The organism is Photobacterium sp. 53610, from assembly GCF_036409375.1.
GTDB lineage: Bacteria > Pseudomonadota > Gammaproteobacteria > Enterobacterales > Vibrionaceae > Photobacterium.
The window spans coordinates 1-26,871 of sequence record NZ_JAXOFS010000017.1; the positions used below are offsets into that span (position 1 = coordinate 1).

Here is a 26,871-nt window from a genome sequence, read left to right on the forward strand (position 1 = left end):
TGACCAGCTTCGGTGAATCTGCACCGGCTGGCGAGCTGTTCAAACTGTTCGGCTTCACCACTGAAAACGTGGTGAGCACTGCGAAAGAACTGCTGGCTTAAGCACTACCCGGACCAATTGTTATGGTCAGGTTGCAGAAAAATTATTTCGAAGGTTGAAAAAAAAGGCTCCGGAACGGGGCCTTTTTTATCCCGCGAATGTGTGAATCAGATATTTGATATAAGGGACAATAGTGTCGGAGCGGGCGTATTTACTGGATTTGTGACCTCCTCACAGAGAATCATTCTGGGGGGTGAGGCGGGTCACAATTAGGGTGATTCTCGTTAACGCTTGGTATACACTAGAGCGGCTTTTCACTTTTGTAGCACGGATATGACAGTACGAGTCGCAATTAATGGATTTGGCCGTATTGGCCGCAGCATTCTGCGGGCCTTATATGAAAGCGGCAAACATCGCCAGATCAAAGTCGTGGCGGTCAATGAACTGGCTCAGCCGGAATCAATGGCGCATCTGCTCCAGTATGATTCCAGCCATGGTCGTTTTGGCCGTAAAGTGACGCATGATCAGGAGCATCTCTTCGTGGCCGGAGAAGACGGCGAAGATGCGATTCGTATTCTGCACCTGAGTGATATTGAGCTCTTGCCCTGGCGCGATTTAGAAGTGGATATCGTTCTCGATTGCACCGGCATTTTTGGCTCCAGAGCAGATGGCGAAGCCCATCTGAAAGCGGGCGCCCGGCAAGTTCTTTTCTCTCATCCTGCTGCAAATGACATCGATAACACAATTATCTTCGGTGTGAACCACCAGACATTGTCGCCTCAAGACCGCATCGTTTCCAACGGCTCCTGTACGACCAACTGTATCGTCCCTGTAATTAAAGTGCTTGATGATGCCTTCGGCATTGAATCCGGTACTATCACAACCATCCACTCTGCGATGAATGACCAGCAGGTGATCGATGCCTACCACACGGATTTGCGACGGACACGTGCTGCCAGTCAGTCGATTATTCCTGTCGATACCAAACTGCACTTGGGCATAGGTCGTATTTTTCCCAAATTTGCGGACAAATTCGAGGCGATTTCAGTCAGGGTTCCTACAATTAACGTCACCGCGATGGATTTAAGCGTCACCGTCAAAACTAATGTCTCGGTTGATGATGTAAATCAAGCTCTGGCTGAGGCCGCTCGGTGTAAATTGACAGATATCGTCGATTACACCACTGCACCGCTTGTTTCTGTTGATTTCAATCATGATCCCCACAGCGCCATTGTTGATGGTACCCAAACCCGGGTCAGTAACCAGCACCTGCTGAAGCTGCTGGTCTGGTGTGATAATGAATGGGGATTTGCCAACCGTATGCTGGATACGGCGCTGGCGATGTATCAGGCAAGCCACAAACTAAAAGACGTCACAGAATTTCCCAGTCAGGCGAATTCGCAGGGCTGAAAGTATTTATCATTTAAACAGTAAGACTATTGAGAGGACAAACCATGTCTGTAATCAAGATGACTGATCTGGATCTGGCCGGTAAACGTGTACTGATCCGTGCTGATCTGAACGTGCCAGTCAAAGAAGGCAAAGTAACTTCTGATGCACGTATCCTGGCATCTCTGCCAACGATTCAGCACTGCCTGGCGGCAGGTGCTAAGGTAATGGTTACCTCTCACCTGGGTCGTCCGACCGAAGGTGAATACGCGGAAGAATTTTCTCTGCAGCCTGTTGTGAACTATCTGCAGGACGCACTGGATTGTGACGTGAAACTGGCGAAAGACTACCTGGATGGTCTGGAACTGAACACCGGCGAGCTGGTTGTTCTGGAAAACGTTCGCTTCAATGCGGGCGAGAAGAAGAACGATGAAGCGCTGTCCAAGAAATATGCTGCACTGTGCGACATCTTTGTTATGGATGCATTCGGTACCGCGCACCGTGCGCAGGCGTCTACGCATGGCGTCGGCATGTTTGCTCCGGTTGCCTGTGCAGGCCCGCTGCTGGCAACTGAGCTGGAAGCTCTGGGTAAAGCACTGGATAACCCGGCTCGCCCAATGGTTGCTATCGTTGGCGGTTCGAAAGTATCGACCAAACTGACCGTGCTTGAGTCTCTGGCGAAAATTGCCGATCAGGTTGTTGTCGGCGGCGGTATTGCGAATACCTTCATCGCAGCAGAAGGCCACGGCGTTGGTAAGTCTCTGTATGAAGCTGATCTGGTTGATACGGCGAAAGCACTGATGGCACAGACAGACGTGCCAGTGGCAACTGATGTTGTGTGTGCCAAAGAATTTTCTGAGTCTGCTGAAGCGACCATTAAAGCTGCGAACGAAATCGCAGAAGACGACATGGTACTGGATATCGGCCCGGACTCAGCGGCTGAGCTGGCTCGTATCATCAAAGATGCGAAGACCATCCTGTGGAATGGCCCTGTGGGTGTCTTCGAAATTGAGCAGTTCGGCAAAGGCACTGAAGTGGTTTCTAATGCCATTGCTGAATCCGCTGGTTTCTCAATTGCAGGTGGCGGTGATACGCTGGCAGCGATTGATAAGTACGGCATCAAAGATAAAGTATCTTACATTTCAACCGGTGGCGGCGCATTCCTGGAGTTTGTGGAAGGTAAAAAACTGCCAGCCGTTGCTATGCTGGAAGAACGAGCGAAAGCCTGATAACAGTTGCGCAGGGTTGGTCCCTGCGACCTGAACATGCGGTGTGTGGCTGTACAGCCAAAACAGATTCTGACGGCCACACCAATTTGCAACGAGTTTATCTTTAAACCCGGACAACAAAGCTAATAGGACTATTGTTATGTCTAAGATCTTCGACTTCGTAAAACCTGGTGTGATTTCTGGCGATGACGTTCAGAAAGTTTTTGAAGTGGCAAAAGAAAACAAATTTGCCCTGCCAGCAGTAAACGTGGTTAACACTGACTCTGTCAACGCTGTACTGGAAGCGGCTGCAAAAGTAAAAGCGCCGGTTGTGGTTCAGTTTTCTAACGGCGGTGCTGGGTTCTTTGCGGGTAAAGGCCTGAAACTGGAAGGTCAGCAAGGCCCGATCCTGGGTGCTATCGCGGGTGCGAAATACGTTCACGCTGTCGCTGAGACGTATGGCGTGCCAGTTATTCTGCACACCGACCACGCGGCGAAGAAACTGCTGCCATGGATTGACGGTCTGCTGGACGCTGGTGAGAAGCACTTTGCAGAAACAGGCAAGCCGCTGTTCTCTTCTCACATGATTGACCTGTCTGAAGAGTCTCTGGAAGAAAACATCGAGATCAGCGCCAAGTACCTGGAACGCATGAGCAAGATGGGCATGACGCTGGAAATCGAACTGGGTTGTACCGGTGGCGAAGAAGACGGTGTTGATAACTCTCACCTGGATCAGTCTTCTCTGTACACGCAGCCAGAAGATGTTGCTTACGCTTACGAGAAACTGATCGCAATCAGCCCTCGTTTCACCATCGCGGCCTCTTTCGGTAACGTTCACGGTGTTTATAAGCCAGGTAACGTTGTGCTGACGCCAACCATTCTGCGCGACTCTCAGGCGTACTGTGCTGAGAAATTCGGTATTGCACCAAACGCACTGAACTTCGTATTCCACGGTGGTTCTGGTTCAACGCTGGAAGAAATCCGTGAGTCTATCGGTTACGGTGTGATCAAAATGAACATCGATACTGATACTCAGTGGGCGACCTGGAATGGTATCCGTGAATACTACCTGGAGAATGAAGCTTACCTGCAGGGTCAGATCGGTAACCCAACTGGTGAAGACGCACCAAACAAGAAATTCTATGACCCACGCGTATGGCTGCGTAAAGGTCAGGAATCGATGGTGAAACGTCTGGAACAAGCTTTCTCTGATCTGAATGCGATCGACGTTCTGTAAATCTCAGTAATTTGAGAAGAAAGCCCGCGAATGCGGGCTTTTTTATTGTGTTTTACCAGACTTTCACAATAATTTGTTGGTTGCCGCATAAACTGAACCTTGTTCCGAATTGCACGGACAGCGTCAATTGAGCAATAGTGACTATTCGGTAAGACAAAGCGGTTCAATGTTGATAGGTTAGAGAGAAATTCAGTTTGTTTCATTATCAGGGACGTGCATGATCGCGTCAGTTGAATAATAAATAATAGAGAGAGTGCTATGACTGAAAGCGTGACAGATAAAGTGGTGGATACCATAGCAAATAATGAGTTGGCGGACGGGGTCAAACAAGCTGGCGGCTGGATTATGGATAATCAGGATCTGCTGATCCAGTACGGGGTAAACCTGATCTCAGCATTGCTGATTCTGTTTATCGGTAATCTGATTGCCAAAGGCATTGCGAACGGCTTCAGTAAGATGCTGCGCCGCAAGCAGATGGATGAAGCGGTTGTGAAGTTCCTGCAGTCACTGGTGCGCTATCTGCTGTTTGTGATTGTCCTGATTGCGGCGCTGAGCCGGGTAGGGGTGCAGACGGCTTCCGTTGTCGCGGTGATCGGTGCCGCCGGCCTGGCCGTGGGTCTGGCCTTACAGGGTTCTCTGTCTAACTTCGCAGCCGGTGTGCTGATTGTTGCGTTTCGTCCTTTTAAATCCGGCGATTATGTGGAAGTGGCAGGGGTTGCAGGCTCTGTGGAGTCGATTCAGGTATTTCAGACTGTACTGAAAACGCCGGACAACAAAATGGTTGTCGTTCCGAACTCTGCTGTGATTGGCGGACCGATTACGAACTACTCCAGACATGAGACCCGTCGGATTGACTTCTTGATTGGCGTTTCATACAAGTCTGATCTGAAGAAAACCAAGGAAGTGCTGAAGCGAGTGGTGGATGCTGAGTCGCGTGTACTGAAAGATCCGGCACCGACCATTGGTGTGGTTGCACTGGCCGATTCTTCCGTGAATTTCGTAGTACGCCCCTGGGTGAAGACTTCTGAATACTGGGCTGTGTATTTTGATTTGCTGCAGGCAATCAAAGAAGGATTGGATAAAGAAGGCATTGAGATTCCATTCCCGCAAATGGATGTGCATCTCAACAAAGTCGAAGACTGATGTCTTTCAGACTGACCCTGAACAATGGAGCCGTTTGGCTCCATTGTTGTTTAGGGACGGATTAAACCAGTAAACCTTTGGCTAAATGGGCCGCGATGACAAACATCATTGCGGCGACGGCGATATCAATGCCCCGTTTGACATGAGGCTTCGATAACGTCGGTGCCATTTTTGCTGCCGCTACCGACAGGGTAAAGAACCAGACAAAAGACGCCAGAATGGTGCCGATTGCAAACGCAATACGGTCGTGTCCTTCAAATTGACCGCCAATGGACCCCAGAATGACCACGGTATCCAGATACAGATGCGGGTTCAGCACCGTCACTGCCAGTGCGCCGGCAATCACGGCCCGTCGGCCGCGGGCCAGCATCTGGTCCTGAGCTTCCTCTGAGGATGGATGGCTGAAGGCGCTTTTCAGAGAGAGGCTGCCGTAAAACACCAGAAATGCGATGCCCCCCAGAGTGACCACCAGCAATACGGTTTCATTACTGGATAACAGGGCGCCGCCGCCAAAGACCCCCAGGCTGATGAACAGCATGTCCAGCAGACTGCACACCGTTGCTGTGGTCAGGTGATGGTTGCGTTTGATTCCCTGATTCAGCACATAGGCATTTTGTGCGCCGATAGGGATAATCATACTGGCGCCCAGGCCAAAGCCTTGCAGTAACGGCCACAGACTCATATTTTTTTGTCCTTACTCTGAATTGTGATAATGGGCTAAAACTTTCAACTGGCTAAAGCTTAAAGGGCTCGCTATGATTTAGTAAAACTAATAATTTTTATGATTTATTAGATTGGCTAATAATCAAGGAGTGACATGGAAGGACTCGATTATCGCTGGGTACAGGCGCTGGATGCTGTTGTGTCTCAGCGGGGCTTTGAGCGCGCAGCCGAAGTCCTGTGTATTACGCAGTCCGCAGTTTCGCAGCGGATCAAACAGCTGGAAAAACACATGGCTCAGCCGCTGCTTGTTCGTGAACAGCCTCCGCGTCCGACACCGGCAGGGCAAAAGCTGCTGGGGTTGTACCGGCGGGTGCGTTTGCTGGAGCAGGAGCTGTTGCCGGATATCCGTCCCGGCGAGCAGAGTCAGCCGCTGCAAATGTCGATTGCCTCCAATGCCGACAGCCTGGCAACCTGGTTGCTCCCGGCACTCAGCCCGCTGCTCAAACAGCGACGCATTGAAATCAATCTGATGCTGGAAGATGAAAGCCGCACACTGGACCGGTTACGCAGCGGGGAAGTGGTCGGCGCGATCAGCATGGAAGCAACGCCAATGCCGGGCTGCGTGGCCGATTATCTAGGCCGGATGGACTATCTGTGTGTTGCCAGCCCCGACTTTCAGGCGACCTATTTTGCAGACGGGGTGAATCGCGATACGTTGCTGGGAGCCCCCGCTGTAGCTTTCGATCAGTACGATGACATGCACGAAGTTTTCATTCAGCAGCACTTTAATCTGCCGCGGGGCAGCGTCCTGACACACCGGGTGCGCTCTTCGGAAGCATTCGTCAAGCTGGCGCTTCACGGCGTGGCATACTGCCTGATCCCGAAAGTGCAGATAGAAGAAGAGCTGGCAAGCGGCGAACTGGTGAATCTGACGCCGGGGATCATGCTGACCCGGCGAATTTACTGGCATCACTGGGCACTGGAAAGCGGTGTATTCAGCGAAGTGACCGCTCAGTTGCTGGACCATGCCCGGCATAAGCTGCCGCAGTGAGGCTTTTCCGGAACGCCGGATGTCCTGTCATCAGCAGAATGTTTTGTGTAAATTGATGTAAAGCCGGGATAAATTCTTTTATCCGCTTGTCCAAACCCGCACAAGTTTACAGAACCGGATACCCGTAACACCTCAGAAGGCTGGGTGTCACTTTATCAATAGATTGGGATGGTGTTATGAAGAAAACTTTGCTTGCTGTTTGTTTCGGTGGTGCCAGTCTGCTCAGCCCGCTGGCTATGGCAGATGACAACTTTCCGCGGCTGGAAACCATTGGCGTGGGCGAGGTGACTGCTCAGCCAGATATGGCTATGTTCACGGTCGCGGTTGAGGAAACCCGTAAATCGGCACAGGAAGCCAAGCAGGCTGTCGACAAAGCTGTGACTGCGTTCATGGACCGTCTGCAAAAGAGCGGCGTGAAGCGTGCAGATATTGAAAGTGCCAACATCTATCTGCATCCGCAGTACCACCGGAGTAGCGACAACCCACCGGAGCTGGTCGGCTATCAGGCGACGCGTCAGGTGACGGTGATGGTCCGTGACCTCGATAAACTCAATACCTATCTGGATAATGCGCTGGGTGACGGGATCAATCACATTCAAAATATTGAGCTGAAGGTCAGCGACGCAGAAAAGTATCAGGAGCAGGCTCGTCAGGCTGCTATCAAAGATGCGAAGAGCAAAGCAAAATCTCTGGCAAAAGGCTTTGATACCAATATTGATGGGGTCTGGAATATTCGTTATTTCGATCCGATGCCTCGCCCGGTCATGGGACGCATGGCGATGGATGCTGCGGTTGAAACTAAAGCGACCTATCAGGATGCTGAAATCACCTTCCGTGACCGTGTGGAAGTGGTCTTCCGTCTGGAAAACTAATCTCAGCTGGTTTATCTCCGAAAGAAAGAAGCTCGCCATAGTGCGAGCTTCTTGTTGTTTACAAGGAAGGAAATTGAACGGTTAGTGCAGGATACGGGCTCGAATGGTTCCGTCGATAGCCTTCAGTTTGTTCAGGGCTTCTTCTGAGCGCTCTGTCTCAACATCAATGACCACGTAACCCAGTTCAGGACTGGTTTGCAGGTATTGTGCCGCGATGTTGATGCCTTCTGAAGCGAAAATCGTCGTAATTTGGTTCAGAATGCCCGGACGGTTTTCGTGAATGTGCAGCAGACGAGAACACCCTCTGTGCTCGGGCAAAGTTACTTCCGGGAAACCAACGGCTGAAACGGTTGAACCGTTGTCTGAGTACTTCACAATCTTACCGGCGACTTCAATGCCGATATTCTGTTGCGCTTCCTGTGTTGACCCGCCGATATGCGGCGTCAGAATCACGTTGTCGAAACGGGTCAGTGGTGATTCAAACGGGTCGTTATTGGTTTTAGGCTCAACCGGGAAAACATCAATTGCCGCACCGGCCAGATGCTTGCTCTCCAGTGCACTGCACAGCGCGTCAATATCGACCACAGTGCCGCGGGCCGCGTTGATGAAGATGGAACCCGGCTTCATGCGTGCAAACTCTTCTGCACCCATCATGTTCTGAGTATCCAGCGTTTCCGGGACATGCAGTGTGATGACATCGGCTTTGTTCAGCAATTCACTCAGCGTATCCACTTGGGTTGCATTGCCCAGGGTCAGCTTGTTTTCAATGTCATAGAAATAAACATCCATTCCCAAGTTTTCAGCCAGGATACTGAGCTGTGTACCGATGTGGCCGTAACCGATGATCCCCAGTTTTTTCCCGCGGGCTTCATAGGAGGCGTCGGCGCTTTTCTGCCATTCACCGCGATGGGCTTTGGCATTTTTCTCCGGAATGCCGCGCAGCAGCAAAAGAATTTCACCCAGCACCAGCTCTGCAACACTTCGGGTATTTGAGAATGGGGCGTTAAACACCGGGATACCACGGCGGCTGGCTTCCGCCAGATCGACCTGGTTGGTCCCGATACAGAAACAACCGACGGCGATCAGTTTCTTGGCGGCATCAAAGACTTCTGCGGAAAGCTGCGTGCGGGAACGGATACCCACGAAATGCGCGTCTTGAATTGCTTCCAGCAGTTCATCACCAGCCAGAGAGCCTTTGTGATACTCAATGTTTTCGTAACCGGCTTGTTTGAGAACTTCCAGTGCTGAGGGGTGAACGCCTTCCAGGAGCAGGATTTTAATTTTATCTTTATCCAGAGAAACTTTAGCCATAGGTTCTTTTCCTTAAAAACAACAGGTATTCCATTCAGCGAGCAGGATAACGTGCTCCCGCCACATCACTGTGTGATGCGGTATGGTGACAGGCGTACACCCTGTATTGCCGTCTGGTGAGCTTAAACGATTGCGTTCTCACTAAAGTATCAAAAAATTTGGTGGCGTGGCGAGAATATTACGAAATGGATAAGAAAAAACGGCATATATTATGCCGTTTAGTCATCAAGCCGTATGAAAAGCGTCTAAACTGTTATTTAGTGACAGTTTTCACGCCCTCAGGTGTGCCAACCAGCAGGACATCTGCGCCACGATGGGCAAACAGGCCAACCGTAACTACGCCCGGCAGGGCATTGATTTGATCTTCCAGTGCTTTCGGGTTGGTGATTTTCATGCTGTGGACATCCAGAATGATGTTGCCGTTGTCTGTGACCACGCCTTCACGGTAAACCGGGTCACCGCCCAGTTTCACCAGTTCACGGCCAATGAAAGACCGGGCCATCGGAATCACTTCAACGGGCAGCGGGAATTGGCCCAGCACGTCGACTTCTTTGGTGTTATCGACAATACAGATGAACTTCTTGGCAATTGCGGCCACGATTTTTTCGCGGGTCAGGGCGGCTCCGCCCCCTTTGATCATGTCAAACTCGGCATTGATTTCATCGGCACCATCGACGTAGATGTCCAGTGAGGACACTTCGTTGGCATCAAAGACCGGGATACCCAGCTCTTCCAGACGCTTGGTGGAAGCCACAGAACTGGAGACTGCCCCTTTGATTTCTTCTTTGCGGGTGGCCAGGGCATCGATGAAGTGATTGACGGTCGAGCCGGTGCCAACGCCGACAATGCTGCCTTTGGTCACATAGTCCAGGGCTGCCCAGCCCGCCGCTTTCTTCATTTCATCTTGTGTCATGCCTTTCTCCTCGTGATGACCAACAGAATGCGAGCGCTGATTATAGCCGACCCTGCGGTTGCTGACATTGGAAAAACATGACTGAGATCCCTGTTTAGATATCCTGTGATTCAGATGTTTACCAATGATGGTAGGCCGATGGGGTGATGATGGCGGGTAAGGGGACATCCCAGGCTTCGGATGGCAGGTGACGGATCTGCTGGCAGTCATGTGCCAGTCCGAGTGGCCGAGGTCCTTTTCCGTGATGATGCCACTGGCTCAGTGTACGGTCATAATAGCCGCCGCCCATGCCCAGTCGCTGCCCCTGTTCATCAAAGGCAACCAGTGGCGTGCACATCAAATCCAGTTCGTGTACGGGTTTGACATGGCGAACATCCAGCACAGGCTCCGCAATGCCGTAGCGGTTACAGTGCATCCGGCTGTCCGGATGATAGTGTAAAAACAGCAGGTGGCCTTTGCTGAAGGGATGCAGTACCGGCAGATACACGGTTTTACCATGATGCCACAACCACTCGATCAGCGGTCCTGTATCCAGTTCTCCGTCACTGCTGAGGTAAATCGCAACATGCTGCGCGTGATGAACATCCTGAAGCTGATTAAAACGTGCCAGCACGGCTTTGCTCGCCTGTTCCTGCTGGTGAAGCGACAGTGTCTGACGTTTCAGGCGGACTTGCTGACGAAGTTGCTGTCGGGTGGATTGAGTTGTCAGGCCAGCCTGGCCATGGCGGTGGAAGGCATCCATATCATGCTTTATCCGTCGTCGCCTGCTCAGGAAAATACTGCTGGCTGAGAGCAGGATAGAAAAGAAGGAGTACCCCAAGGTGCCGTTGCGAATTGTTGCCCTTGAACCAGACGTTCAAGGTGGATTGGCAGCATCAGCCGTAGGCTTCTCAGTCATGCTGAGCCTGCTCAGTAGCTGATAAAAGCCGATCCTGGTTTTTTGCTTATCGGCTCGGGGACGTCGATTCGCTGACGTACACCCCAGGGTCAATTCATTATCAACGTTGCGGTTGATTTTGCAATGCCTGATCTAAGCTTTCTGCTAATTGTCCGATTCGGTCGGACACAGATTGCGCATTGCTGCTAAATTCTTTGCGTTCTTTGTGCAGCTCGCTGCAAATGTTTAGTCCGGTAAACATCAGTAACTGTTCTGGATTCGAGACTTTGGTTCGCTGAGACAGCTCTTGCAGGCGGTTATCAAAATCTGCCGCCGCCGCACGCAGTGCCGTTTCCTGGCCTTCCGGACAATTGACCTTAATGGTACGGCCTAAAATTTCAATTTCAACTGCCTGCGAGCTCATAGCTGTCTTGGTTCCGTGTCAGTCACTGTGATTTGATTGAGCCATTATCCCCCTACTGACCTCAAGAGACAGAGACCATCAACCGGTACCGGGCCTGTGAACCAAGCAAATCTGACTGAATCAGACTTCTTGAGGGGGATTTGGATATATCTGCGGCTAATATAGAAAAAGCCAATTTAACTTGCAAGCGCGCGACTGGGTCAGACTGAAGGGAAGCCATCAGGGAGACAGTTCTTCATCAGTTCGGCGCTTTTTCTGTCATTCTGCTGAAGGGAGGCTGCAAAAATGACGGATGAATCAATCGCCTCCTGCTTTACGTTAGCCTGAAACCAGCCTTAGTGGTAGCATATCTCCAACCCATCTGACACCAACTGATTAAGGTGAAAAGCCCATGAGCGAAGTAAAGTTGCCGGCATATGAAGCGGTTGAAACTGCTTTGAAAATTCAGTCTCTGGCAGTCACGCCTGCTGAACTGCACGGACTGCTGACAGGCATGTTGTGCGGCGGTTTGCCGGCAGACGGAGAACAGTGGATTGGTCCGATTGCGGACTATGCCAATAACGGTGAATCGCTGGGTGGTGAAGCCAGAACACTGACACAAAGTCTGGTGGAAATTACGGCCAAAGCGCTGGCGAGTACCGGGTTTGAAGTCACTTTGCTCCTGCCGGATGATGAAATGGACCTGATGGATCGCGCCGAAGCATTAAGCGAATGGGTGAATTGTTTCCTCTCCGGGCTGGGTTTGATGGGATTGAATCATGAGAAATTACCGGCTGCCGTCCAGGAAGCGCTGGGTGATTTGCAGGATATTGCACAGCTGGGCATCGATGAAGATGACGATATGGAAGAGCAGGCCGCGCTGTTCGAACAGGTGATTGAGCATGTTCGCATGTGTGCACTGACCTGTTACTTTGAACTGGTTGCACGGCACCAGAGTGAGCAGGCTGACAAGCCGACCCTGCACTGATCATCGTGGTGTTCTGAGGGAAGACAAACGTGAAGCAGTATGATGTTGTGATTGCCGGAGGCGCAATGACGGGCGCCAGCCTGGCGCTGGCGCTGGACAGGCTGAGTGAAGGCGCTTTGCGTATTGCTGTTGTTGAGGCCGTGTTACCGGAGCAGTCCGGTCATCCCGGTTATGACGCCCGCAGTATTGCCCTGTCGCTGGGGTCGGTGCAGCTGATGACAGAGCTTGGTCTCTGGCCTGCACTGATGCGTGAAGCAACTGCGATTTCCCGGATTCATGTGTCTGACCGGGGCCATGCCGGTCTGGCTCGGATCGCGGCAGATGAATATGGTGCTGATGCGCTGGGTTATGTGATCGAACTGGCTCAGGCTGGCGCGGTTTTTCATGAACAGCTCGCGCAAAGTTCGGGGATTGATCTGCTTTGTCCGGTAAAAATCACGTCGATTGAGCGGGAAACTGATCAGGTCATCCTGCAGCTTTCTTCCGGTGAATCCTGCCGGGCGAATTTGCTGGTTGCTGCAGACGGAGGGCTGTCGGAATGCTGCCTTCAGCTGGGAATTTCCCAGACGTCACTGAATTTTGAACAGGTGGCAATCATTGCCAATGTGTCAACTGCGAAACCGCATCAGGGCGAAGCTTTTGAACGCTTTACGCCCTTTGGCCCGCTTGCCCTGTTGCCGATGAGTCAGGGACGCAGCTCGCTGGTTTGGTGCGTTCCTCCGGAACAGCAAGAGACGGTGATGGGCTGGGATGACGAAATGTTTTTGCAGCAATTACAGAAAGCTTTTGGCTGGCGTCTGGGACAGATGGTCAAAACGGGTCAGCGCTATGCCTACCCGCTGAGCCTGCGTCAGGCGGAGCGTCGGGTGTCGCACCGGTTCGCGGTCATTGGCAATGCAGCACAAACCCTGCATCCGATCGCCGGACAGGGATTCAATCTGGGGCTGCGTGATGTGATGACGCTGGCTGAAGAAGTTGTGGCCGGCGTTTCGCGGGGCGATGAGGCTGGCAGCATGGCTGTACTCAGTCGTTTCCGTCAGCGCCGAGAGTCAGATCAGGCCGCCACAATTGCGATGACCTCAGGATTGGTGACAGTCTTTGCCAACGAATACTGGCCATTGGTGGCAGGCCGGAATGCCGGTCTGATGGCCATGAATGCACTAAACGTATTGAAAGCACCGCTGGTGAAGCGGGCGATGGGACAGGTGGACAGATAAGCATGATGCAAAGCGTAGATGTAGCAATTATCGGCGGTGGTATGGTTGGCCTGACCCTGGCTGCGGCACTGGCAGATACGGAGCTCCGGATCGCTGTGATTGAAGGCCACCTGCCGGAGCCTGAACTGTCGTCGCAGCCGGATGTCCGGGTATCGGCGCTCAGCCGGGCCAGCGAACGTATCCTGCGCCGTGTCGGCGCCTGGCAGGGGATGGCAGCACGCCGGATCAGCCCCTATCAGCAAATGGATGTCTGGGAGCAGGACAGCTTCGCTCATATCAGTTTTGACGCACAAGCGTTGTCACAGCCGGATCTGGGCCACATCGTTGAAAATCGTGTGATTCAGTTATCTTTACTGGATCAGATCCAAAAACAGCACAATGTCAGCCTGATGGCTCCCGTCCGCTGCCAGCAACTGGCTTTTGGCGAACATGAAGCCTGGCTGACCCTGGATAACGGACAGCATCTGACGGCCAAACTGGTGGTTGGTGCTGATGGCGCCAATTCCTGGGTACGCAATCAACTTGATATTCCGCTGACATACTGGGATTACGGTCATCATGCGCTGGTGGCAAATATTCGTTGTGCTGAGCCGCATCAGCAGACTGCCCGGCAAATTTTCACGCCGGATGGCCCGCTCGCATTTCTGCCGCTGGCAGAGCCGGATTTGTGCTCCATCGTGTGGTCTGTCACACCGGAGAAGGCGGAAGCGCTCTTGGCCATGACGCCGGATGCATTCAATCATGCCCTGACAGCTGCATTTGATTGTCGTCTGGGCTTATGCAGTCTGGAAGGAGAGCGTCAGGTTGTGCCGCTGAAAATGCGTTATGCCCGTGACTTTGTCCGGGATCGTATTGCTCTGATTGGAGACGCTGCCCATACCATTCATCCATTGGCGGGTCAGGGCGTGAATCTGGGACTGCTGGATGCGGCGAGTCTGGCGGAGACGCTGATTGAACTGTGGCGTCAGGATAAGGATATCGGCGCTCGTCAGCACCTGCGTTACTTTGAGCGCTGGCGTAAAGCTGAAGCCGCGAAGATGATTGCGACCATGCAGGCATTCCGTGAGTTGTTTGACGGCAATCATCCGGCGAAAAAATTACTGCGTGATGTCGGCCTTCTGCTGGCCAATCATGCCCCGGGCGTGAAAGATCAGTTCATGCGCCGGGCGCTGGGTCTCAGTGGCGACCTGCCGGCACTGGCGAAAGCGTAAGCAGAGAATCAGTCGTTGAGCTGAGTGATTATTTTGAAATTTGAAACAGAAGCCGTCTCGAAAGAGGCGGCTTTTTTTTGTGAGGGGATTTGCTTTCAATCTGATTTTTTTCTCCTAAAGTAATGTTAGGCAGGGCTGGCGAAGCCCGCTTTTCGGGAAACTTCTTTTGTCGAGAACGTGTCGGCTGTCGCGAAACAGGCCGCTTTGGGTAAGGAACTATTTATGAGTCACATTCCTTCTGAACTGAAATATACGAATACCCATGAATGGGTGCGTCCCGAAGGGGATGGCGTTTATACCGTAGGGATCAGCGATCATGCTCAGGAATTGCTGGGAGATATGGTTTTTGTTGATCTGCCGGATGTGGACAGTACGACAGAAGCGGGCGATGAATGTGCCGTTGCGGAGTCGGTGAAAGCGGCTTCCGATGTGTATGCCCCTTTATCCGGGGTGGTCATTGCGATCAATGAAGATCTTGAGCTGGCTCCGGAACTGGTGAATAACGATCCTTACGGCGATGGCTGGCTGTTTCAGATCAAAGCGGATGATGAAGGTGAACTGGATGAATTGCTTGATGCGGCGGCATACCAGGAGTTAACACAAGAAGAAGATTAACCCATCGGTTTGTTGATCTTTGCCAGTCAGGCCGGTTGTGACCGGCCTGCTCATTTCGGTTACGCAGCCTCTTTCAGGCGGCGGATTTCCTGATTGACTTCTTTGACGGTGTCAAAATGACGCTGTTGTGCTTTGGTTGGGATTTTTAACAGCCCATTATCGAATTCATACCCCCCGCGACCATCAATATAAATTCTTCCACTGAATAGCCTGCTGACGTGTTTTGCAACCATCTTGGGGATGTACTGTTTAAACATGCGCATAATGATGAGCAACCTTGCCTTAAGTTTTTATGTGTTCTTGGTGTTCGTGACCGGGGGCATTATAGGGAATCAACTGTGAAATAATTGTGATATTCACAGCATAATGTTTATGTAAAATGAGATCTTGATTTAAATAATTTTGTCAAAATCCTACCGATACAGGATAAAGTTCTGAAGTGTTGTATGGATAGCCATGTAACAAAATGTTTGGAAATAGACAGATGTCTGTATTTGATTTAGGCATTCCTTATGTTTATCAGTGGTTTAAGGCTTGTTTTCGGAGTGCTGTGCAACTTTCCGACACATTCATAAGGCTGGGGTGTGGTGAAATATGAGGCAGAAAACGGGAGAGCCAGCAGATAAAAAAGTAGGATCTGCTGGAATTTATGACTGCTCCGATCTCTGTGTTTTATGACGGAAAAGTTGCATGTTTACGCAAATGAGAATCAGATGCTGAGGAAACCTAACGGCAAATGTCGCCGTACATCGGCGCACAGAGCTGAACTAAATCCTGCATTGCCAGTTCAATTCCGGCCATACGGTCGCCGCTGCTGATATTGACGCGCTGGAATTCTGCCAGCGCGTGGTCGAAGACGACCGGCAATCTTTGCTTCAGCCCGATGGGGGCGACGGTGCCAATGACCAGTCCGGTGACACTTTCGACGTCTCTGGCGTCTGCGCAGGTCATACGCCGGCACGCAAACAGAGCCCGGACCTTCTTGGGATCGACCTGCCTGGTACCCGGCACACAGGCCAGGACATGAAAACCGCTCATATCCCGCAGCAGAATCGATTTGACCATTACTTCGGGTGCGACTCCGCGGGCTTCAGCGGCTTCCTCGATGGTACGGGCGGGTTTGCTGTGCGTCAGCAGCAGGAAGTCGATGCCTTCCTGCTGAAGATAACGGGTGACAGGCGTATCTAACATCAGGCCTCTTCATCCAGCGAATAGGGCAGCGGTTGTTGCAGCCACTGACCTTCAGGCTCGGCTGCCAGACGGAAAGCCGTTCCCTCATCCAGATCATTCGGCAGCACAACCAAGGCAATCGCCTGACCATCGCTGAACTGATAACCGGCAATCACCGTGCCGCCTTTACGCCAGTTTTCACCGACGCTGCGCTCCAGTACGTCTCCGGCTTTCGGACAGTGCGCTGCCGGTCCGGACAGCAAATACATGGCGCGTTTATTGATGCCGCGCCATTTGGCCCGGGCAACGGTTTCCTGGCCGGTGTAGCAGCCTTTCTTGAAGCTGATCCCGTCCAGTGCCTGCAGATTCAGGGACTGAGGAATGAATTCAAGCTCAGTTGCTGATTCGATCCGGGCAATGCCCTGACGGATATCATAAAAATCCCACAGTGAATCATCAGACAATAAGGCTGTGCCACTCAATTTGGCTGCAATGTCATTGGCCGTTGCTGCATCGACGGCCAGCAGCCAGCGCTGATCATCAATTTTCACGGCAGTGCCATCAGGCAGCGGGCGCACATCACCTTCGCCGCCAACAAGCTGATCGATCATGGCTTCAGCCTGCTCACCCGCGAATCCCAACAGAATGTCCTGACTGGCTTCGATGGTGGTTTTTGAGAAGATGGCGTACTTTTTCAATTCCGGTAACTGGGTGTCCATCACGCTCTTGCGCTGTAACCAGCCCAGCCCATCCCGATGGCGGAACAGACGGAAGACGGTCCGCATCTTGCCTTTGGCATCACAATGAGCGCCCAGGGTGGACTGGTCCGGCGCCAGTGAGACGACATCACAGGTCACTTGTCCCTGCAGGTATGAAATGCTGTCCGGGCCAACGAGAGTCACCAGTCCCCAGCTGCTGAGATCGATCAGGGCAAGGGAAGGCATTGCGCTTTCAGCGGTAAGCGGGATTTTGTCGAATTGCAAAGTTTCAGACCAGGTACTCATCATCGTATCCATTGTTGAAAGAGGGAACGAATTACCCTCAGAAAGGCATCGAATAAGCGCTATGTTATCGCTCTGGCTGGATTTTGTCAGCCAGCAGTCTGCAATACCTGAGTTTTGATGTCAGGTATTATCTCGACCAGCTCTCATTTTACTGTGTCGTCTGCTTGTGCAGATAGGCGGCGGACAGCCAGGCTGGTAGTATTGCCGCAATAAATACACCAACAGGAGTTGAGGTTGGAAATGATAGGTGCCAATGATAAAGCACGAATTAGGTGGGCTTGCCGCCGTGGCATGCTGGAGCTGGACGTCATCCTTTTGCCGTTTTTTGAAGAGTGTTTTGATGATCTGAGCCCGCAGGAATGTCAGGATTTCGTTTCTCTGCTGACATGTGACGATCCTGACTTGTTTAATTGGCTGATGGAACACGGGAACAGCAGCAACCCGGTTCATGCAGCGATGGTGGACAAAATTGTTGCCCACAACAAGAGTAAGCTTCGCTAATCTGCATATCTTTCCTTCTGATATCTTGCTTGTCGCTTTAACCGGGGCTTACCTGACGGCGGCAGGCATGCTGTTCTTTCTGGCCGTGATTGAGGTGTTGTCATTGCCGCTGGTTTGGCTGATGTGTTTATGGCTGTGGCCTGAATATGTAAAAGCCGGAAACCGCGCCGCTCAAATCAAAGGTCGCCTCGTTCTTTTTGCGGATCAGCAACTGGAATGGCAAAACCGGCAGTGGCAATTATCTCATGCACTGTTGCTCACCCCCTACCTGCTGGTGATGGAACTGGAAGCTTCCCAACACGTACATCGCCTGACGATATGTCGGGATGCCTGTACAGATCAGGAATTCCGACGTCTGAGTCTCTTCTGTCGGTTGGCTTAATTATTTCCTTTGGCTTGTTACTGCGACAGATTCAAACTTGGAAGGCACTTCAATTTTTAACACATAACCCGCTTGAAAACCGCGCGAAGTCCTCAGGATACCGGCGTTGTCTGACGTTCTTACTGTGTAATTACATGATGAGAAATTTATAATAACAGCCTCGGAATTAGCAATGGCGAACTTCCGCACAGGTGTCTCTTGAGGGAAAGCAATGTAATGAAAATCAGACATAAGTTACTGGGGCTGGCGGGGTTAACTGTTGCTGCGATTTTTTTACTGATCGGGATCAACAGTTACAGTAATCAGCAGTTCGCAAAAATAGAAACTGCAAAAGGGCAAATCGATAAGCTGGAAGTGACATTGCTGAACCTCAGACGCAATGAAAAAGATTTTCTGGCCCGTATGGACGTGAAATATCTCAAGACGTTTAACGGGAATATCGACAAGTTTTCTCGTCAGCTGACATCGCTTAAAAATGACTTGGCTTCACTGTCGATTCAATTGCCGCAGGTCAATTCACTGCCCGGGCAGATGGCAAGCTACCATCACGGGATGCAAGACCTGGTTGCCGGTTATCAGTCTCTGGGACTGAGCCTGTCTGAAGGGTTGTATCATGACCTGTATGAAAAAGGCGATGTTCTGATTACACAGGCATCGGACAGCCCGCTGTCGCTGGAAGCTTATCAGGTTGTCCTGACGGCCAAGCTATTTGCGACTACAGATGACAAAGCTTTGCTTTCCGAATATCACCGCTATCAGGACGCATACGGCGATCAGTTAACGGCCGGACTGGGTCAGCTGTATCGTGATTTTCAACAGGCATTTGATCAGTTTGTCGCTCAGAAAACCCGGGTGGGCCTGAGCCATAAAGAAGGCCTGAGAGGTCAGATCCGTGATCAGTCACATCAGGTTGAAGCTGAGTTTGCACTGATGCAGCAGAAACTGGATCAAGAGGCGGTTGCCGTCAATGCCATGATTACCCGGTTTACCTGGCTGGTGGTCATCGCGATCATTGCGACTGTGATCGTTCTGTCCTGGCGGATCAGTGTGTCCATCTTGCGTCCGGTTGAACGCCTCAGCGGTCTGATGAACCGTATTGCGACGCGCCATGACCTGACTTTGCATGCCGATACTTCGGGGAATGATGAGCTGGCGGAAATGGGGACACATTTTAACTATCTTCTGAATAGCCTGCGTCAGCTTGTGAGCGAAGTACAGTCAGCTGTATCTGAGCTGGGTGCCGCTTCTTCTCAGCTGCAAAAGCGAAGCCAGGAGGCTGAACATGCTCTGGCTGCCCAGCTGACAGACAGCGACTCGGTTGCTACAGCCAGTACGGAAATGCGTGCGACGATCGGGGATGTCGCCAGCAGTACTCAGCAGGCGGCTTCGCACACGGCCCGCAGTCATGATGAAGCGTCACGGGGACTGGCGGAAGTTGTGGAGACCCGTTCGCGTATTTATCAGCTGTCGTCCGGTCTGGCGCAAAGTACCGAGGAAGTGTCGAGCCTATCGGGCTTGTCTGACAATATCGGCTCTGTGGTCGATGTGATCAAAAATATCGCTGAGCAGACCAACCTGCTGGCACTGAATGCGGCGATAGAAGCAGCCCGTGCCGGTGAGCAGGGCAGAGGCTTTGCGGTAGTTGCAGATGAAGTTCGCTCTCTGGCGATGCGGACTCAGCAATCGACACAGGAAATCACGTCGATCATCAGCTCCCTGCAACAGCAGACCGAGCAGGTCGTGAGCCATATTGAACATTGTCGTTCGCTGGGTGAACAGAGCGTTGCGCAGGCCGATAGTGCGGAGGTCAAAATTAACACTATTATTTCGGATATGCAGCAAATTCTGGAGACCAGTACTCAGATTGCCGCTGCTGTGGAACAGCAAAGCTATGTGTCTGAGGACATTGGTGAGCGTGTGGTTTCAATCCGTGATGTGACCAACAGCAATGTCACCATCGTGCAGGAAAATGTGCAGGCGGCGCAGTCGGTCTCGCAGCAGGCCAGTACGCTGGCTGAAGCCATCAAGGTCTTCAAAGTCTGAGTTGATTAACTGTCAGATCTGAAACGGGAGCCATGGCGGCTCCCGTTTTTTTAGCCGCTATTGGGTCTTGCGCGGATCCAGAATGGTTGGCGACAGGGTCTCCAGCATTTCCGGGTAATCGAGAGTGTAGTGCAGGCCCCGGCTTTCTTTGCGTGCCAGGGCACAGTGGACCATCAGCTCAGCGACTTGTACCAGGTTGCGTAACTCCAGCAGGTTGTTTGAGACCCGGAAGTTACTGTAGTACTCGTCGATTTCCTGCTTCAGCAGCTGGATACGGCGCATGGCTCGCTCCAGACGCTTGGTCGTCCGCACGATTCCCACATAGTCCCACATAAAGAGACGCAACTCATGCCAGTTGTGCTGAATCACGACTTCTTCGTCGGAGTTGGAGACTTTACTTTCGTCCCACAGCGGCAGTGAAGCAGGCAGGCTGACTTCATTCATATGCTCGCTGATATGGTTCGCGGCCGACCAGGCGTAGACCACACATTCCAGCAATGAGTTAGAAGCCATCCGGTTCGCACCGTGCAGACCGGTGTAGCTCACCTCACCAATGGCATACAAGCCGGTCAGATCTGTCTGGCCCTGTTTGTTCACCATCACACCGCCACAGGTATAGTGGGCTGCAGGTACGACAGGGATCGGATCGGTCGTGATGTCGATGCCGTAGGTCAGCAACTTTTCATAAATGGTCGGGAAGTGTTTGGTAACGAAATCAGCCGGTTTGTGACTGATATCCAGATACATACAGTCTGCACCCAGACGCTTCATCTCATAGTCGATGGCGCGGGCGACGACATCCCGGGGGGCCAGTTCCGCACGCTCGTCAAATTCCGGCATGAAACGGGAGCCGTCCGGGCGACGCAAGTAAGCACCTTCACCACGCAGTGCCTCCGTTAACAGGAAGTTGCGCGCCTCCGGATGGAACAGACAGGTTGGATGGAATTGGTTGAACTCCAGGTTAGCGACCCGGCACCCGGCCCGCCAGGCCATGGCAATCCCGTCGCCGGAAGAAACGTCCGGGTTTGACGTATACTGATAAACCTTGGACGCCCCGCCAGTGGCGAGAACCACGAATTTTGCACGTACGGTTTCGACGGACTCACGCTGGCGGTTCCAGATATAAGCACCGAGAACACGGTTTGGCTGTTCGGTCTGACCCAGCTTGTGGCTGGTGATTAAGTCCAGTGCGTTGTGGCGTTCAAGCACCTGAATGTTCGGGTGATTGTGGACGTTGTCCTGCAGTGACATCTGCATCGCCATACCGGTGGCATCGGCTGCATGCAGAATTCTGCGGTGACTGTGGCCGCCTTCGCGGGTCAGGTGGTAACGCGGTTGAGCATCCGTACTGTTATCTTCCTGATCAAACGGTACCCCGGCATCAATCAGCCATTGCACGCAGTCGCGGGCATTTTCCGCAATGAAACGGACCACATCTTCATCGCATAAATGGGCACCGGCAATCTGAGTATCTTCAACATGAGAGTCCACACTGTCCGTTTCATCAAAAACAGCAGCGATACCGCCTTGGGCATAGTAGGTTGAACCTTCGCTACGCGGGCCTTTACTCAGGACAAGCACTTGACACATCGGAGCAAGACGCAGTGCCAGAGACAGGCCTGCCGCGCCACTACCGATGACCAGGACATCGCAACTGTGTTCTCGGTTCTCTTTCATATTGATCTCATATCCCTGTGGTAAGTTCGCTATATTATCAAAAAACCGTTTTGGTGGGACTTTTTTGATGGTGTGAGCATTGAGTTTGCATTTCTGTCGATCGCGGCTGTGCGGTTCAATTGTCAATAGATAGGCAGTTGCGCACAAACGGCTGAGTCAGTATGGTGTGCATGGAACTTTGCGCTTTTTTTGGGGTCTTTAGTTCTTTAGGCTTCTATGTCCATAGAATATAAGCGGTTCTGAAGTGAGGATGATCAATGGTGAAGCCATCTTTATTATTGCATTCAGAACAGGATGACCTTGTCACAGACAGAGGAGTACACGCTCGAATGAGCGAGCCGTTAACTGACCAGGTACTGATAGAGCGAGTACAACGAGGGGACAAACAAGCCTTTAATCTGCTGGTCGTGAAATACCAGAATAAGGTTTGTAATCTGATTGCCCGTTATGTCGGTAACTCCGGTGATGTGCCGGATGTAGCGCAGGAAGCTTTTATTAAGGCTTACCGCGCGCTGCCGTCTTTTCGTGGGGAAAGCGCGTTTTATACCTGGCTTTATCGTATTGCTGTCAACACAGCAAAAAATCATTTAGTTGCTCAGGGGCGACGTCCGCCAGCCACCGATGTGGACGCGGAGGAGGCCGAATATTATGAAAATGGCGGTGCTCTGAAAGAAATTTCGAACCCTGAGAACCAAATGTTGTCAGATGAATTGAAGCGGGTGGTATTCAGTACCATAGAAAGCCTCCCGGATGATTTGAAGACCGCAATTACGCTTCGTGAACTTGAGGGATTGAGTTACGAGGAAATTGCAGAAGTCATGGGCTGTCCGGTCGGTACGGTACGTTCTCGTATTTTCCGGGCTCGGGAGGCGGTCGAAAAACGGATCACCCCCCTGATGCAGCGCTAATATTTGGGCCAAACGGTGACAAAGATGGCTGATAAAGAAAAAATTTCGGCTTTGCTTGATGGTGAAGATGTCGATCAGAGTGTGATTAACCAGCTTCTGGTCGATGACGCCGCAAAGCAAAGCTGGCAGGCTTATCATTTGATGAGCGATGTTTTGCATGGTGAAGCGCCGGGACAACCGCGATGGGATATCGCCGGTCAGGTGGCGATGGCACTGGAAGACGAACCTGCGCACAGCCTGTCAGGCAATCATGCTGTAACGACAGGTCATGACAATGTGGTTCAGATGCCACAGACTGAGCAGCCTCGTCCTCAGCAGGCTCGGCGCTCTATGCCAGCCTGGCTGACGCAGTTTGGTCAGGTTGCTGTCGCAGCAAGCGTCTCATTGGCAGTGATTATCGGCGTACAACAATATAACGGTGGTGAAGAAGCATCATTAGCCAGTGGGGCAAATAATGATGTACCTGTTCTTCAGACCATTCCTTTTGCCGGAACTGCTGAACCTGTGAGCCTGACCCGTGATTCTGTTCGCCCTCACTCTGAGTCGCCAAGCGAAGCTCAACTGATGGAGCAACGCCGGCGTATCAACGCAATGTTGCAGGATTATGAGTTGCAGCTGCGCCTGAATGCAGAAGACGGCAGTCTGGATAAAACTCTGTTGGAATCACACTGATTCGTGGCGGTGATATGAAAAAATTTCTGGTCGGTGTAATGACACTGGTCAGCCTGGCAATGCCTTGGCAAGCCTCTGCGGAAGAAGAGACAACCACTTCTGCAGAGGCTTTGTTGCATCAAATGGATAAGGCCACCAGGCAATTGAGTTATGAGGTGTCTTACATCCTCATCAAGAAAAACAGTATTGAACCGTTACGCTACCGCCATGCGATAGAAGACGGGCAGACTTATGCACATCTGGTTTATCTCAGTGGTCCGCCGCGGGAAGTGATTCAGCGGGGAGAGGAAGTCAGCTATTTCGAGCCTGGTCTGGATCCGTTTACGATCAACAGTAACCGTATGGTGGCCCCTTTGCCGCCGATCATGCGGAGTAATGTTGCAGAACTGGCGCAATATTACGATTTCATTCCGATGGGACGCTCCCGCGAGGCCGGAACGGCCTGCGATGTGGTGCGTATTGCTCCGAAAGACGGCGCCCGTTACTCCTATCTGTTGTGGATGGATACTCACTCACATCTGGTGCTGAGGGCAGATTTGCTCGATCGCGACGGGGAACCGCTGGAGCAGTATCGGGCGGTCTCGTATGTCGTCAATGATAAAGTGGCGGATGTGCTGGAAAGTCTGAAGTCGGTGAAACTGCCTGAAGTTGTTCAGTTGCCGCCCCAGCCTCAGGTTCAGTTGTCCTGGCAGGTGACTTGGCTGCCACAGGGGTTTGAGAGTATTGCGCATAATCGGCACCGGCTGATGCTGACAGAGCGTCCGGTGGAAAGTCAGATGTATACCGACGGGTTGTTCAGCTTTTCAATTTACGTTTCGGCAGCGGACGGGTTCAGTGTGCGGGAACAACTGGTTCGTCAGGGCCGCCGCACGCTGCACAGCCAGCTGCTGAAAGATAAAGAAGTGACTGTGGTCGGGGATATTCCGCCTGCGACCGCCAGACGGGTTGCTGAATCAGTAACCTTTGATGGAGCCGGAAAACCATGATGCATTCACTGGCGACGGTCGTCGCCGTTGCACGGAACCAGATTACGGTGAGTTGCCAGCAACAAACCAGTTGTGGTTCCTGTGCCTCGCAGAATAGTTGCGGGACGGGAGTCATCAGCAAGGTGCTGCCCGGGCGGCAGCATCAGCTGACTCTGTCGACAAGAAATATTGATGAACCGATTGAAGTCGGGCAGCTGGTTGAAATCGGTCTGTCTGAGCGCAGTGTGCTGCAGTCGGCGCTTTTGGTGTACGTTTTGCCGCTGGTGTGTATGCTGCTCGGGACCTTACTGGGTCAATGGTGGTTTGTTGAGCTGGCCGGTGGCGGTGAAGGCGGTGTGATTGCCTGTGCACTGCTGGGCGGTGCGCTGGGGTTGCTGTTGGCCCGTCGTCGCGCGTCCGGCTTGTCTGCTCAGGGGGAATACCAGCCCAGCCTGATCCGGGTTCTTGGTCAGCCCGTTGCGGACGGCCTGTCAACAAATGCGTTATCGAAAGATAGCAGCAGCCGTTGAAATTCGGTAGAATCTGCCAACTTGATCTTAGGATCCCATTCATTTTTTAATCACGAGTTAGTCACGCCAATTCATGAAGCACATTCGTAACTTTTCGATTATTGCACATATCGACCATGGTAAGTCGACGTTATCTGACCGTCTGATTCAAGTCTGCGGTGGCCTTTCCGATCGTGAAATGGCTGCGCAAGTGCTTGATTCAATGGATCTGGAACGTGAACGTGGTATCACCATCAAGGCCCAGAGCGTGACGCTCAACTATACGGCAAAAGATGGCGAAACCTATCAGCTGAACTTTATCGACACCCCGGGGCACGTGGACTTTTCCTATGAAGTTTCCCGCTCGCTGGCGGCCTGTGAAGGCGCGCTGCTGGTAGTCGATGCCGGTCAGGGGGTTGAAGCCCAGACGCTGGCCAACTGTTATACAGCGATCGAGATGGATCTGGAAGTTGTGCCGATCCTGAACAAAATCGATCTGCCTGCCGCTGACCCAGAGCGTGTCGCGGAAGAAATTGAAGAAATCGTGGGTATCGATGCACTGGAAGCGACCCGCTGTTCAGCCAAAACCGGTTTGGGTGTTGAAGATGTTCTGGAGAACATCGTGCGTTCAATTCCGGCGCCAGAAGGTGATCCGGATGCGCCGCCACAGGCACTGATCATCGACTCCTGGTTCGATAATTATCTGGGTGTTGTTTCTCTGGTCCGTATTAAGAATGGTTCCCTGAAGAAAAACGACAAGATTAAGGTGATGAGTACCGGTCAGAGCTGGAATATTGATCGTATCGGTATCTTTACGCCAAAACAGGTTGATACAGACATCCTGAGAACCGGTGAAGTGGGCTGGGTTGTTTGCGGTATTAAAGACATCCTCGGTGCGCCGGTGGGTGATACCCTGACGCTGGCGAAAAACGGCTGTGATAAACCACTGCCGGGCTTTAAGAAGGTGAAACCTCAGGTTTATGCAGGTCTGTTCCCGGTTTCATCTGATGAATATGAAAACTTCCGTGATGCGTTGGGCAAGCTGAGCCTGAACGATGCGTCACTGTTTTACGAGCCGGAAAATTCAGCCGCACTGGGCTTTGGCTTCCGTTGTGGTTTCCTTGGCATGCTGCATATGGAAATCATTCAGGAGCGCCTGGAGCGTGAGTATGATCTGGATCTGATCACGACTGCACCGACTGTGGTGTATGAAGTGAAGAAGAGCAACGGTGAATTATTCTATGTTGACAGCCCGGCGAAACTGCCGCCAATCAATGAGATTGAAGTGATTGGTGAGCCGATTGCCCGCTGTAACATTCTGGTACCAAGTGAATATCTGGGTAACGTGATCACACTGTGTGTGGAAAAACGCGGTACGCAGGTTGACATGGTTTACCACGGAAATCAGGTTGCGCTGACATACGATATCCCGATGTCTGAAGTGGTTCTGGATTTCTTCGACCGTCTGAAGTCGACTTCCCGCGGCTATGCGTCGCTGGATTATGGCTTCCAGCGCTATGAAGAATCGGACATGGTTCGCGTAGATATTCTTCTGAATGGTGATCGTGTTGATGCCTTGGCTATTATTACCCATAAGGATCATGCACAGTCCCGTGGCCGTGATCTGGTTGAGAAGATGAGAGAGTTCATTCCTCGCCAGATGTTCGATATCGCAATTCAGGCGGCTATTGGTAACCACATCATTGCCCGTTCGACGGTCAAACAGTTACGTAAAAACGTGATTGCCAAGTGCTACGGTGGTGATGTGAGCCGTAAGAAAAAGCTGCTGCAGAAGCAGAAAGAAGGCAAGAAGCGGATGAAGCAGATCGGTAACGTCGAACTGCCGCAGGAAGCCTTCCTCGCCATTCTGCATGTTGGCAAAGACAAATAAATCGAGTTCGCC

At 51.9% G+C, this 26,871-nt stretch carries 27 protein-coding genes and 1 other RNA gene; 18 read left to right on the top strand and 10 right to left on the bottom strand.

From position 1 onward, the window contains the following. Nucleotides 1–372: 372 nt before the first annotated feature. The 4 genes from epd to mscS all read left to right on the top strand — a co-directional run bounded on the left by epd (nucleotide 373) and on the right by mscS (nucleotide 5,016). Nucleotides 373–1,449 (top strand): erythrose-4-phosphate dehydrogenase, encoded by a 1,077-nt coding sequence (gene epd / locus SPK40_RS21435; RefSeq protein ID WP_248144000.1) that lies wholly within the window; start codon nucleotides 373–375, stop codon nucleotides 1,447–1,449. 44 nt (nucleotides 1,450–1,493) lie between these two features. Beyond that, a complete protein-coding gene (locus SPK40_RS21440) occupies nucleotides 1,494–2,657 on the top strand; it encodes a phosphoglycerate kinase (RefSeq protein ID WP_330961847.1) in 1,164 nt (387 codons plus the stop codon). A gap of 139 nt (nucleotides 2,658–2,796) precedes the next feature. After that, a complete protein-coding gene (gene fbaA / locus SPK40_RS21445) occupies nucleotides 2,797–3,873 on the top strand; it encodes a class II fructose-bisphosphate aldolase (protein WP_248144002.1) in 1,077 nt (358 codons plus the stop codon). Between the two features lie 258 nt (nucleotides 3,874–4,131). Then, entirely contained in the window at nucleotides 4,132–5,016 is an 885-nt protein-coding gene (gene mscS, locus SPK40_RS21450; protein WP_248144003.1) for a small-conductance mechanosensitive channel MscS, read from the top strand. 61 nt (nucleotides 5,017–5,077) lie between these two features. Here mscS and SPK40_RS21455 read toward each other — a convergent pair whose 3' ends face one another. Beyond that, on the bottom strand, nucleotides 5,078–5,698 hold the full coding sequence (locus tag SPK40_RS21455; protein WP_248144004.1) for a LysE/ArgO family amino acid transporter: 621 nt from the start codon (nucleotides 5,696–5,698) through the stop codon (nucleotides 5,078–5,080). Between the two features lie 135 nt (nucleotides 5,699–5,833). Between SPK40_RS21455 and SPK40_RS21460 the strand changes: the two genes are divergently transcribed. Continuing rightward, complete coding sequence (locus SPK40_RS21460; protein WP_248144005.1) at nucleotides 5,834–6,730, top strand: LysR family transcriptional regulator ArgP; 897 nt, start codon at nucleotides 5,834–5,836, stop codon at nucleotides 6,728–6,730. Nucleotides 6,731–6,906: 176 nt separating this feature from the next. Further along, the gene (locus SPK40_RS21465; RefSeq protein WP_330961848.1) at nucleotides 6,907–7,602 is read left to right on the top strand and encodes an oxidative stress defense protein; all 696 of its coding nucleotides are present in this window, start codon (nucleotides 6,907–6,909) and stop codon (nucleotides 7,600–7,602) included. Nucleotides 7,603–7,683: 81 nt separating this feature from the next. Here SPK40_RS21465 and serA read toward each other — a convergent pair whose 3' ends face one another. The 5 genes from serA to zapA form a co-directional block, all read right to left on the bottom strand. Then, complete coding sequence (gene serA / locus SPK40_RS21470; RefSeq protein ID WP_330961849.1) at nucleotides 7,684–8,913, bottom strand: phosphoglycerate dehydrogenase; 1,230 nt, start codon at nucleotides 8,911–8,913, stop codon at nucleotides 7,684–7,686. A gap of 253 nt (nucleotides 8,914–9,166) precedes the next feature. Then, entirely contained in the window at nucleotides 9,167–9,826 is a 660-nt protein-coding gene (gene rpiA / locus SPK40_RS21475) for a ribose-5-phosphate isomerase RpiA (protein ID WP_330961850.1), read from the bottom strand. Nucleotides 9,827–9,944: 118 nt separating this feature from the next. Continuing rightward, nucleotides 9,945–10,568 carry a 5-formyltetrahydrofolate cyclo-ligase gene (locus SPK40_RS21480; RefSeq protein WP_330961851.1) on the bottom strand — a complete coding sequence of 208 codons (624 nt, stop codon included), beginning with the start codon at nucleotides 10,566–10,568 and terminating at the stop codon, nucleotides 9,945–9,947. A 67-nt stretch (nucleotides 10,569–10,635) separates the two neighbouring features. Beyond that, a non-coding RNA gene (gene ssrS, locus SPK40_RS21485) (6S RNA) lies at nucleotides 10,636–10,817 on the bottom strand. A gap of 7 nt (nucleotides 10,818–10,824) precedes the next feature. Continuing rightward, on the bottom strand, nucleotides 10,825–11,127 hold the full coding sequence (gene zapA, locus SPK40_RS21490) for a cell division protein ZapA (protein ID WP_248144010.1): 303 nt from the start codon (nucleotides 11,125–11,127) through the stop codon (nucleotides 10,825–10,827). 391 nt (nucleotides 11,128–11,518) lie between these two features. Here zapA and SPK40_RS21495 point away from each other — a divergent pair, with 391 nt between their 5' ends. The 4 genes from SPK40_RS21495 to gcvH all read left to right on the top strand — a co-directional run bounded on the left by SPK40_RS21495 (nucleotide 11,519) and on the right by gcvH (nucleotide 15,137). Beyond that, nucleotides 11,519–12,094: a YecA/YgfB family protein gene (locus SPK40_RS21495; RefSeq protein WP_248144011.1), complete on the top strand. Its 576-nt coding sequence runs from the start codon at nucleotides 11,519–11,521 to the stop codon at nucleotides 12,092–12,094. Nucleotides 12,095–12,123: 29 nt separating this feature from the next. After that, on the top strand, nucleotides 12,124–13,311 hold the full coding sequence (gene ubiH / locus SPK40_RS21500; RefSeq protein WP_330961852.1) for a 2-octaprenyl-6-methoxyphenyl hydroxylase: 1,188 nt from the start codon (nucleotides 12,124–12,126) through the stop codon (nucleotides 13,309–13,311). A 2-nt stretch (nucleotides 13,312–13,313) separates the two neighbouring features. Continuing rightward, complete coding sequence (locus SPK40_RS21505; protein ID WP_330961853.1) at nucleotides 13,314–14,522, top strand: FAD-dependent 2-octaprenylphenol hydroxylase; 1,209 nt, start codon at nucleotides 13,314–13,316, stop codon at nucleotides 14,520–14,522. Between the two features lie 222 nt (nucleotides 14,523–14,744). Then, entirely contained in the window at nucleotides 14,745–15,137 is a 393-nt protein-coding gene (gcvH, locus tag SPK40_RS21510) for a glycine cleavage system protein GcvH (RefSeq protein ID WP_248144017.1), read from the top strand. A 59-nt stretch (nucleotides 15,138–15,196) separates the two neighbouring features. Here the strand turns inward: gcvH and SPK40_RS21515 are convergent, their stop codons facing one another. From SPK40_RS21515 to ygfZ, 3 genes are all read right to left on the bottom strand, one after another. Next, nucleotides 15,197–15,400 (bottom strand): DUF1107 domain-containing protein, encoded by a 204-nt coding sequence (locus tag SPK40_RS21515; RefSeq protein WP_248144019.1) that lies wholly within the window; start codon nucleotides 15,398–15,400, stop codon nucleotides 15,197–15,199. 463 nt (nucleotides 15,401–15,863) lie between these two features. Beyond that, entirely contained in the window at nucleotides 15,864–16,328 is a 465-nt protein-coding gene (locus SPK40_RS21520) for an aminoacyl-tRNA deacylase (protein WP_330961854.1), read from the bottom strand. Further along, complete coding sequence (ygfZ, locus tag SPK40_RS21525; protein ID WP_330961855.1) at nucleotides 16,328–17,311, bottom strand: tRNA-modifying protein YgfZ; 984 nt, start codon at nucleotides 17,309–17,311, stop codon at nucleotides 16,328–16,330. The genes SPK40_RS21520 and ygfZ overlap by 1 nt, the downstream gene beginning before the upstream one ends. 240 nt (nucleotides 17,312–17,551) lie before the next feature. Between ygfZ and SPK40_RS21530 the strand changes: the two genes are divergently transcribed. The 3 genes from SPK40_RS21530 (at nucleotide 17,552) to SPK40_RS21540 (ending at nucleotide 20,237) form a co-directional block, all read left to right on the top strand. Continuing rightward, nucleotides 17,552–17,812, top strand: coding sequence for an FAD assembly factor SdhE (locus SPK40_RS21530; protein ID WP_036749374.1), 261 nt, complete (start codon nucleotides 17,552–17,554; stop codon nucleotides 17,810–17,812). Nucleotides 17,813–17,837: 25 nt separating this feature from the next. After that, the gene (locus SPK40_RS21535; protein WP_442957596.1) at nucleotides 17,838–18,194 is read left to right on the top strand and encodes a protein YgfX; all 357 of its coding nucleotides are present in this window, start codon (nucleotides 17,838–17,840) and stop codon (nucleotides 18,192–18,194) included. 216 nt (nucleotides 18,195–18,410) lie between these two features. Beyond that, nucleotides 18,411–20,237, top strand: a complete 1,827-nt coding sequence (locus tag SPK40_RS21540) for a methyl-accepting chemotaxis protein (protein WP_330961857.1) — start codon at nucleotides 18,411–18,413, stop codon at nucleotides 20,235–20,237. A gap of 57 nt (nucleotides 20,238–20,294) precedes the next feature. Here SPK40_RS21540 and nadB read toward each other — a convergent pair whose 3' ends face one another. Then, nucleotides 20,295–21,914 carry an L-aspartate oxidase gene (nadB, locus tag SPK40_RS21545; RefSeq protein ID WP_248144028.1) on the bottom strand — a complete coding sequence of 540 codons (1,620 nt, stop codon included), beginning with the start codon at nucleotides 21,912–21,914 and terminating at the stop codon, nucleotides 20,295–20,297. Between the two features lie 329 nt (nucleotides 21,915–22,243). Here nadB and rpoE point away from each other — a divergent pair, with 329 nt between their 5' ends. The 5 genes from rpoE to lepA all read left to right on the top strand — a co-directional run bounded on the left by rpoE (nucleotide 22,244) and on the right by lepA (nucleotide 26,859). Further along, nucleotides 22,244–22,822, top strand: a complete 579-nt coding sequence (rpoE, locus tag SPK40_RS21550; protein ID WP_248144030.1) for an RNA polymerase sigma factor RpoE — start codon at nucleotides 22,244–22,246, stop codon at nucleotides 22,820–22,822. A gap of 24 nt (nucleotides 22,823–22,846) precedes the next feature. Then, nucleotides 22,847–23,494 carry an RseA family anti-sigma factor gene (locus SPK40_RS21555; protein ID WP_330961858.1) on the top strand — a complete coding sequence of 216 codons (648 nt, stop codon included), beginning with the start codon at nucleotides 22,847–22,849 and terminating at the stop codon, nucleotides 23,492–23,494. A gap of 14 nt (nucleotides 23,495–23,508) precedes the next feature. Further along, the gene (gene rseB, locus SPK40_RS21560) at nucleotides 23,509–24,480 is read left to right on the top strand and encodes a sigma-E factor regulatory protein RseB (RefSeq protein WP_330961859.1); all 972 of its coding nucleotides are present in this window, start codon (nucleotides 23,509–23,511) and stop codon (nucleotides 24,478–24,480) included. Beyond that, complete coding sequence (locus tag SPK40_RS21565; protein WP_330961860.1) at nucleotides 24,477–24,989, top strand: SoxR reducing system RseC family protein; 513 nt, start codon at nucleotides 24,477–24,479, stop codon at nucleotides 24,987–24,989. The genes rseB and SPK40_RS21565 overlap by 4 nt, the downstream gene beginning before the upstream one ends. A 73-nt stretch (nucleotides 24,990–25,062) precedes the next feature. Further along, the gene (gene lepA, locus SPK40_RS21570; RefSeq protein WP_248144035.1) at nucleotides 25,063–26,859 is read left to right on the top strand and encodes a translation elongation factor 4; all 1,797 of its coding nucleotides are present in this window, start codon (nucleotides 25,063–25,065) and stop codon (nucleotides 26,857–26,859) included. Nucleotides 26,860–26,871: the final 12 nt, after the last annotated feature.

Bases quoted from the DNA above. Each gene is read 5' to 3' on its own strand.
- epd (WP_248144000.1), top strand. From the start codon at position 373: ATGACAGTACGAGTCGCAATTAATGGATTTGGCCGTATTGGCCGCAGC.
- SPK40_RS21440 (WP_330961847.1), top strand. From the start codon at position 1,494: ATGTCTGTAATCAAGATGACTGATCTGGATCTGGCCGGTAAACGTGTA.
- fbaA (WP_248144002.1), top strand. From the start codon at position 2,797: ATGTCTAAGATCTTCGACTTCGTAAAACCTGGTGTGATTTCTGGCGAT.
- mscS (WP_248144003.1), top strand. From the start codon at position 4,132: ATGACTGAAAGCGTGACAGATAAAGTGGTGGATACCATAGCAAATAAT.
- SPK40_RS21455 (WP_248144004.1), bottom strand. From the start codon at position 5,698: ATGAGTCTGTGGCCGTTACTGCAAGGCTTTGGCCTGGGCGCCAGTATG.
- SPK40_RS21460 (WP_248144005.1), top strand. From the start codon at position 5,834: ATGGAAGGACTCGATTATCGCTGGGTACAGGCGCTGGATGCTGTTGTG.
- SPK40_RS21465 (WP_330961848.1), top strand. From the start codon at position 6,907: ATGAAGAAAACTTTGCTTGCTGTTTGTTTCGGTGGTGCCAGTCTGCTC.
- serA (WP_330961849.1), bottom strand. From the start codon at position 8,913: ATGGCTAAAGTTTCTCTGGATAAAGATAAAATTAAAATCCTGCTCCTG.
- rpiA (WP_330961850.1), bottom strand. From the start codon at position 9,826: ATGACACAAGATGAAATGAAGAAAGCGGCGGGCTGGGCAGCCCTGGAC.
- SPK40_RS21480 (WP_330961851.1), bottom strand. From the start codon at position 10,568: ATGGATGCCTTCCACCGCCATGGCCAGGCTGGCCTGACAACTCAATCC.
- zapA (WP_248144010.1), bottom strand. From the start codon at position 11,127: ATGAGCTCGCAGGCAGTTGAAATTGAAATTTTAGGCCGTACCATTAAG.
- SPK40_RS21495 (WP_248144011.1), top strand. From the start codon at position 11,519: ATGAGCGAAGTAAAGTTGCCGGCATATGAAGCGGTTGAAACTGCTTTG.
- SPK40_RS21505 (WP_330961853.1), top strand. From the start codon at position 13,314: ATGATGCAAAGCGTAGATGTAGCAATTATCGGCGGTGGTATGGTTGGC.
- gcvH (WP_248144017.1), top strand. From the start codon at position 14,745: ATGAGTCACATTCCTTCTGAACTGAAATATACGAATACCCATGAATGG.
- SPK40_RS21515 (WP_248144019.1), bottom strand. From the start codon at position 15,400: ATGCGCATGTTTAAACAGTACATCCCCAAGATGGTTGCAAAACACGTC.
- SPK40_RS21520 (WP_330961854.1), bottom strand. From the start codon at position 16,328: ATGTTAGATACGCCTGTCACCCGTTATCTTCAGCAGGAAGGCATCGAC.
- ygfZ (WP_330961855.1), bottom strand. From the start codon at position 17,311: ATGAGTACCTGGTCTGAAACTTTGCAATTCGACAAAATCCCGCTTACC.
- SPK40_RS21530 (WP_036749374.1), top strand. From the start codon at position 17,552: ATGATAGGTGCCAATGATAAAGCACGAATTAGGTGGGCTTGCCGCCGT.
- SPK40_RS21540 (WP_330961857.1), top strand. From the start codon at position 18,411: ATGAAAATCAGACATAAGTTACTGGGGCTGGCGGGGTTAACTGTTGCT.
- nadB (WP_248144028.1), bottom strand. From the start codon at position 21,914: ATGAAAGAGAACCGAGAACACAGTTGCGATGTCCTGGTCATCGGTAGT.
- rpoE (WP_248144030.1), top strand. From the start codon at position 22,244: ATGAGCGAGCCGTTAACTGACCAGGTACTGATAGAGCGAGTACAACGA.
- SPK40_RS21555 (WP_330961858.1), top strand. From the start codon at position 22,847: ATGGCTGATAAAGAAAAAATTTCGGCTTTGCTTGATGGTGAAGATGTC.
- rseB (WP_330961859.1), top strand. From the start codon at position 23,509: ATGAAAAAATTTCTGGTCGGTGTAATGACACTGGTCAGCCTGGCAATG.
- SPK40_RS21565 (WP_330961860.1), top strand. From the start codon at position 24,477: ATGATGCATTCACTGGCGACGGTCGTCGCCGTTGCACGGAACCAGATT.
- lepA (WP_248144035.1), top strand. From the start codon at position 25,063: ATGAAGCACATTCGTAACTTTTCGATTATTGCACATATCGACCATGGT.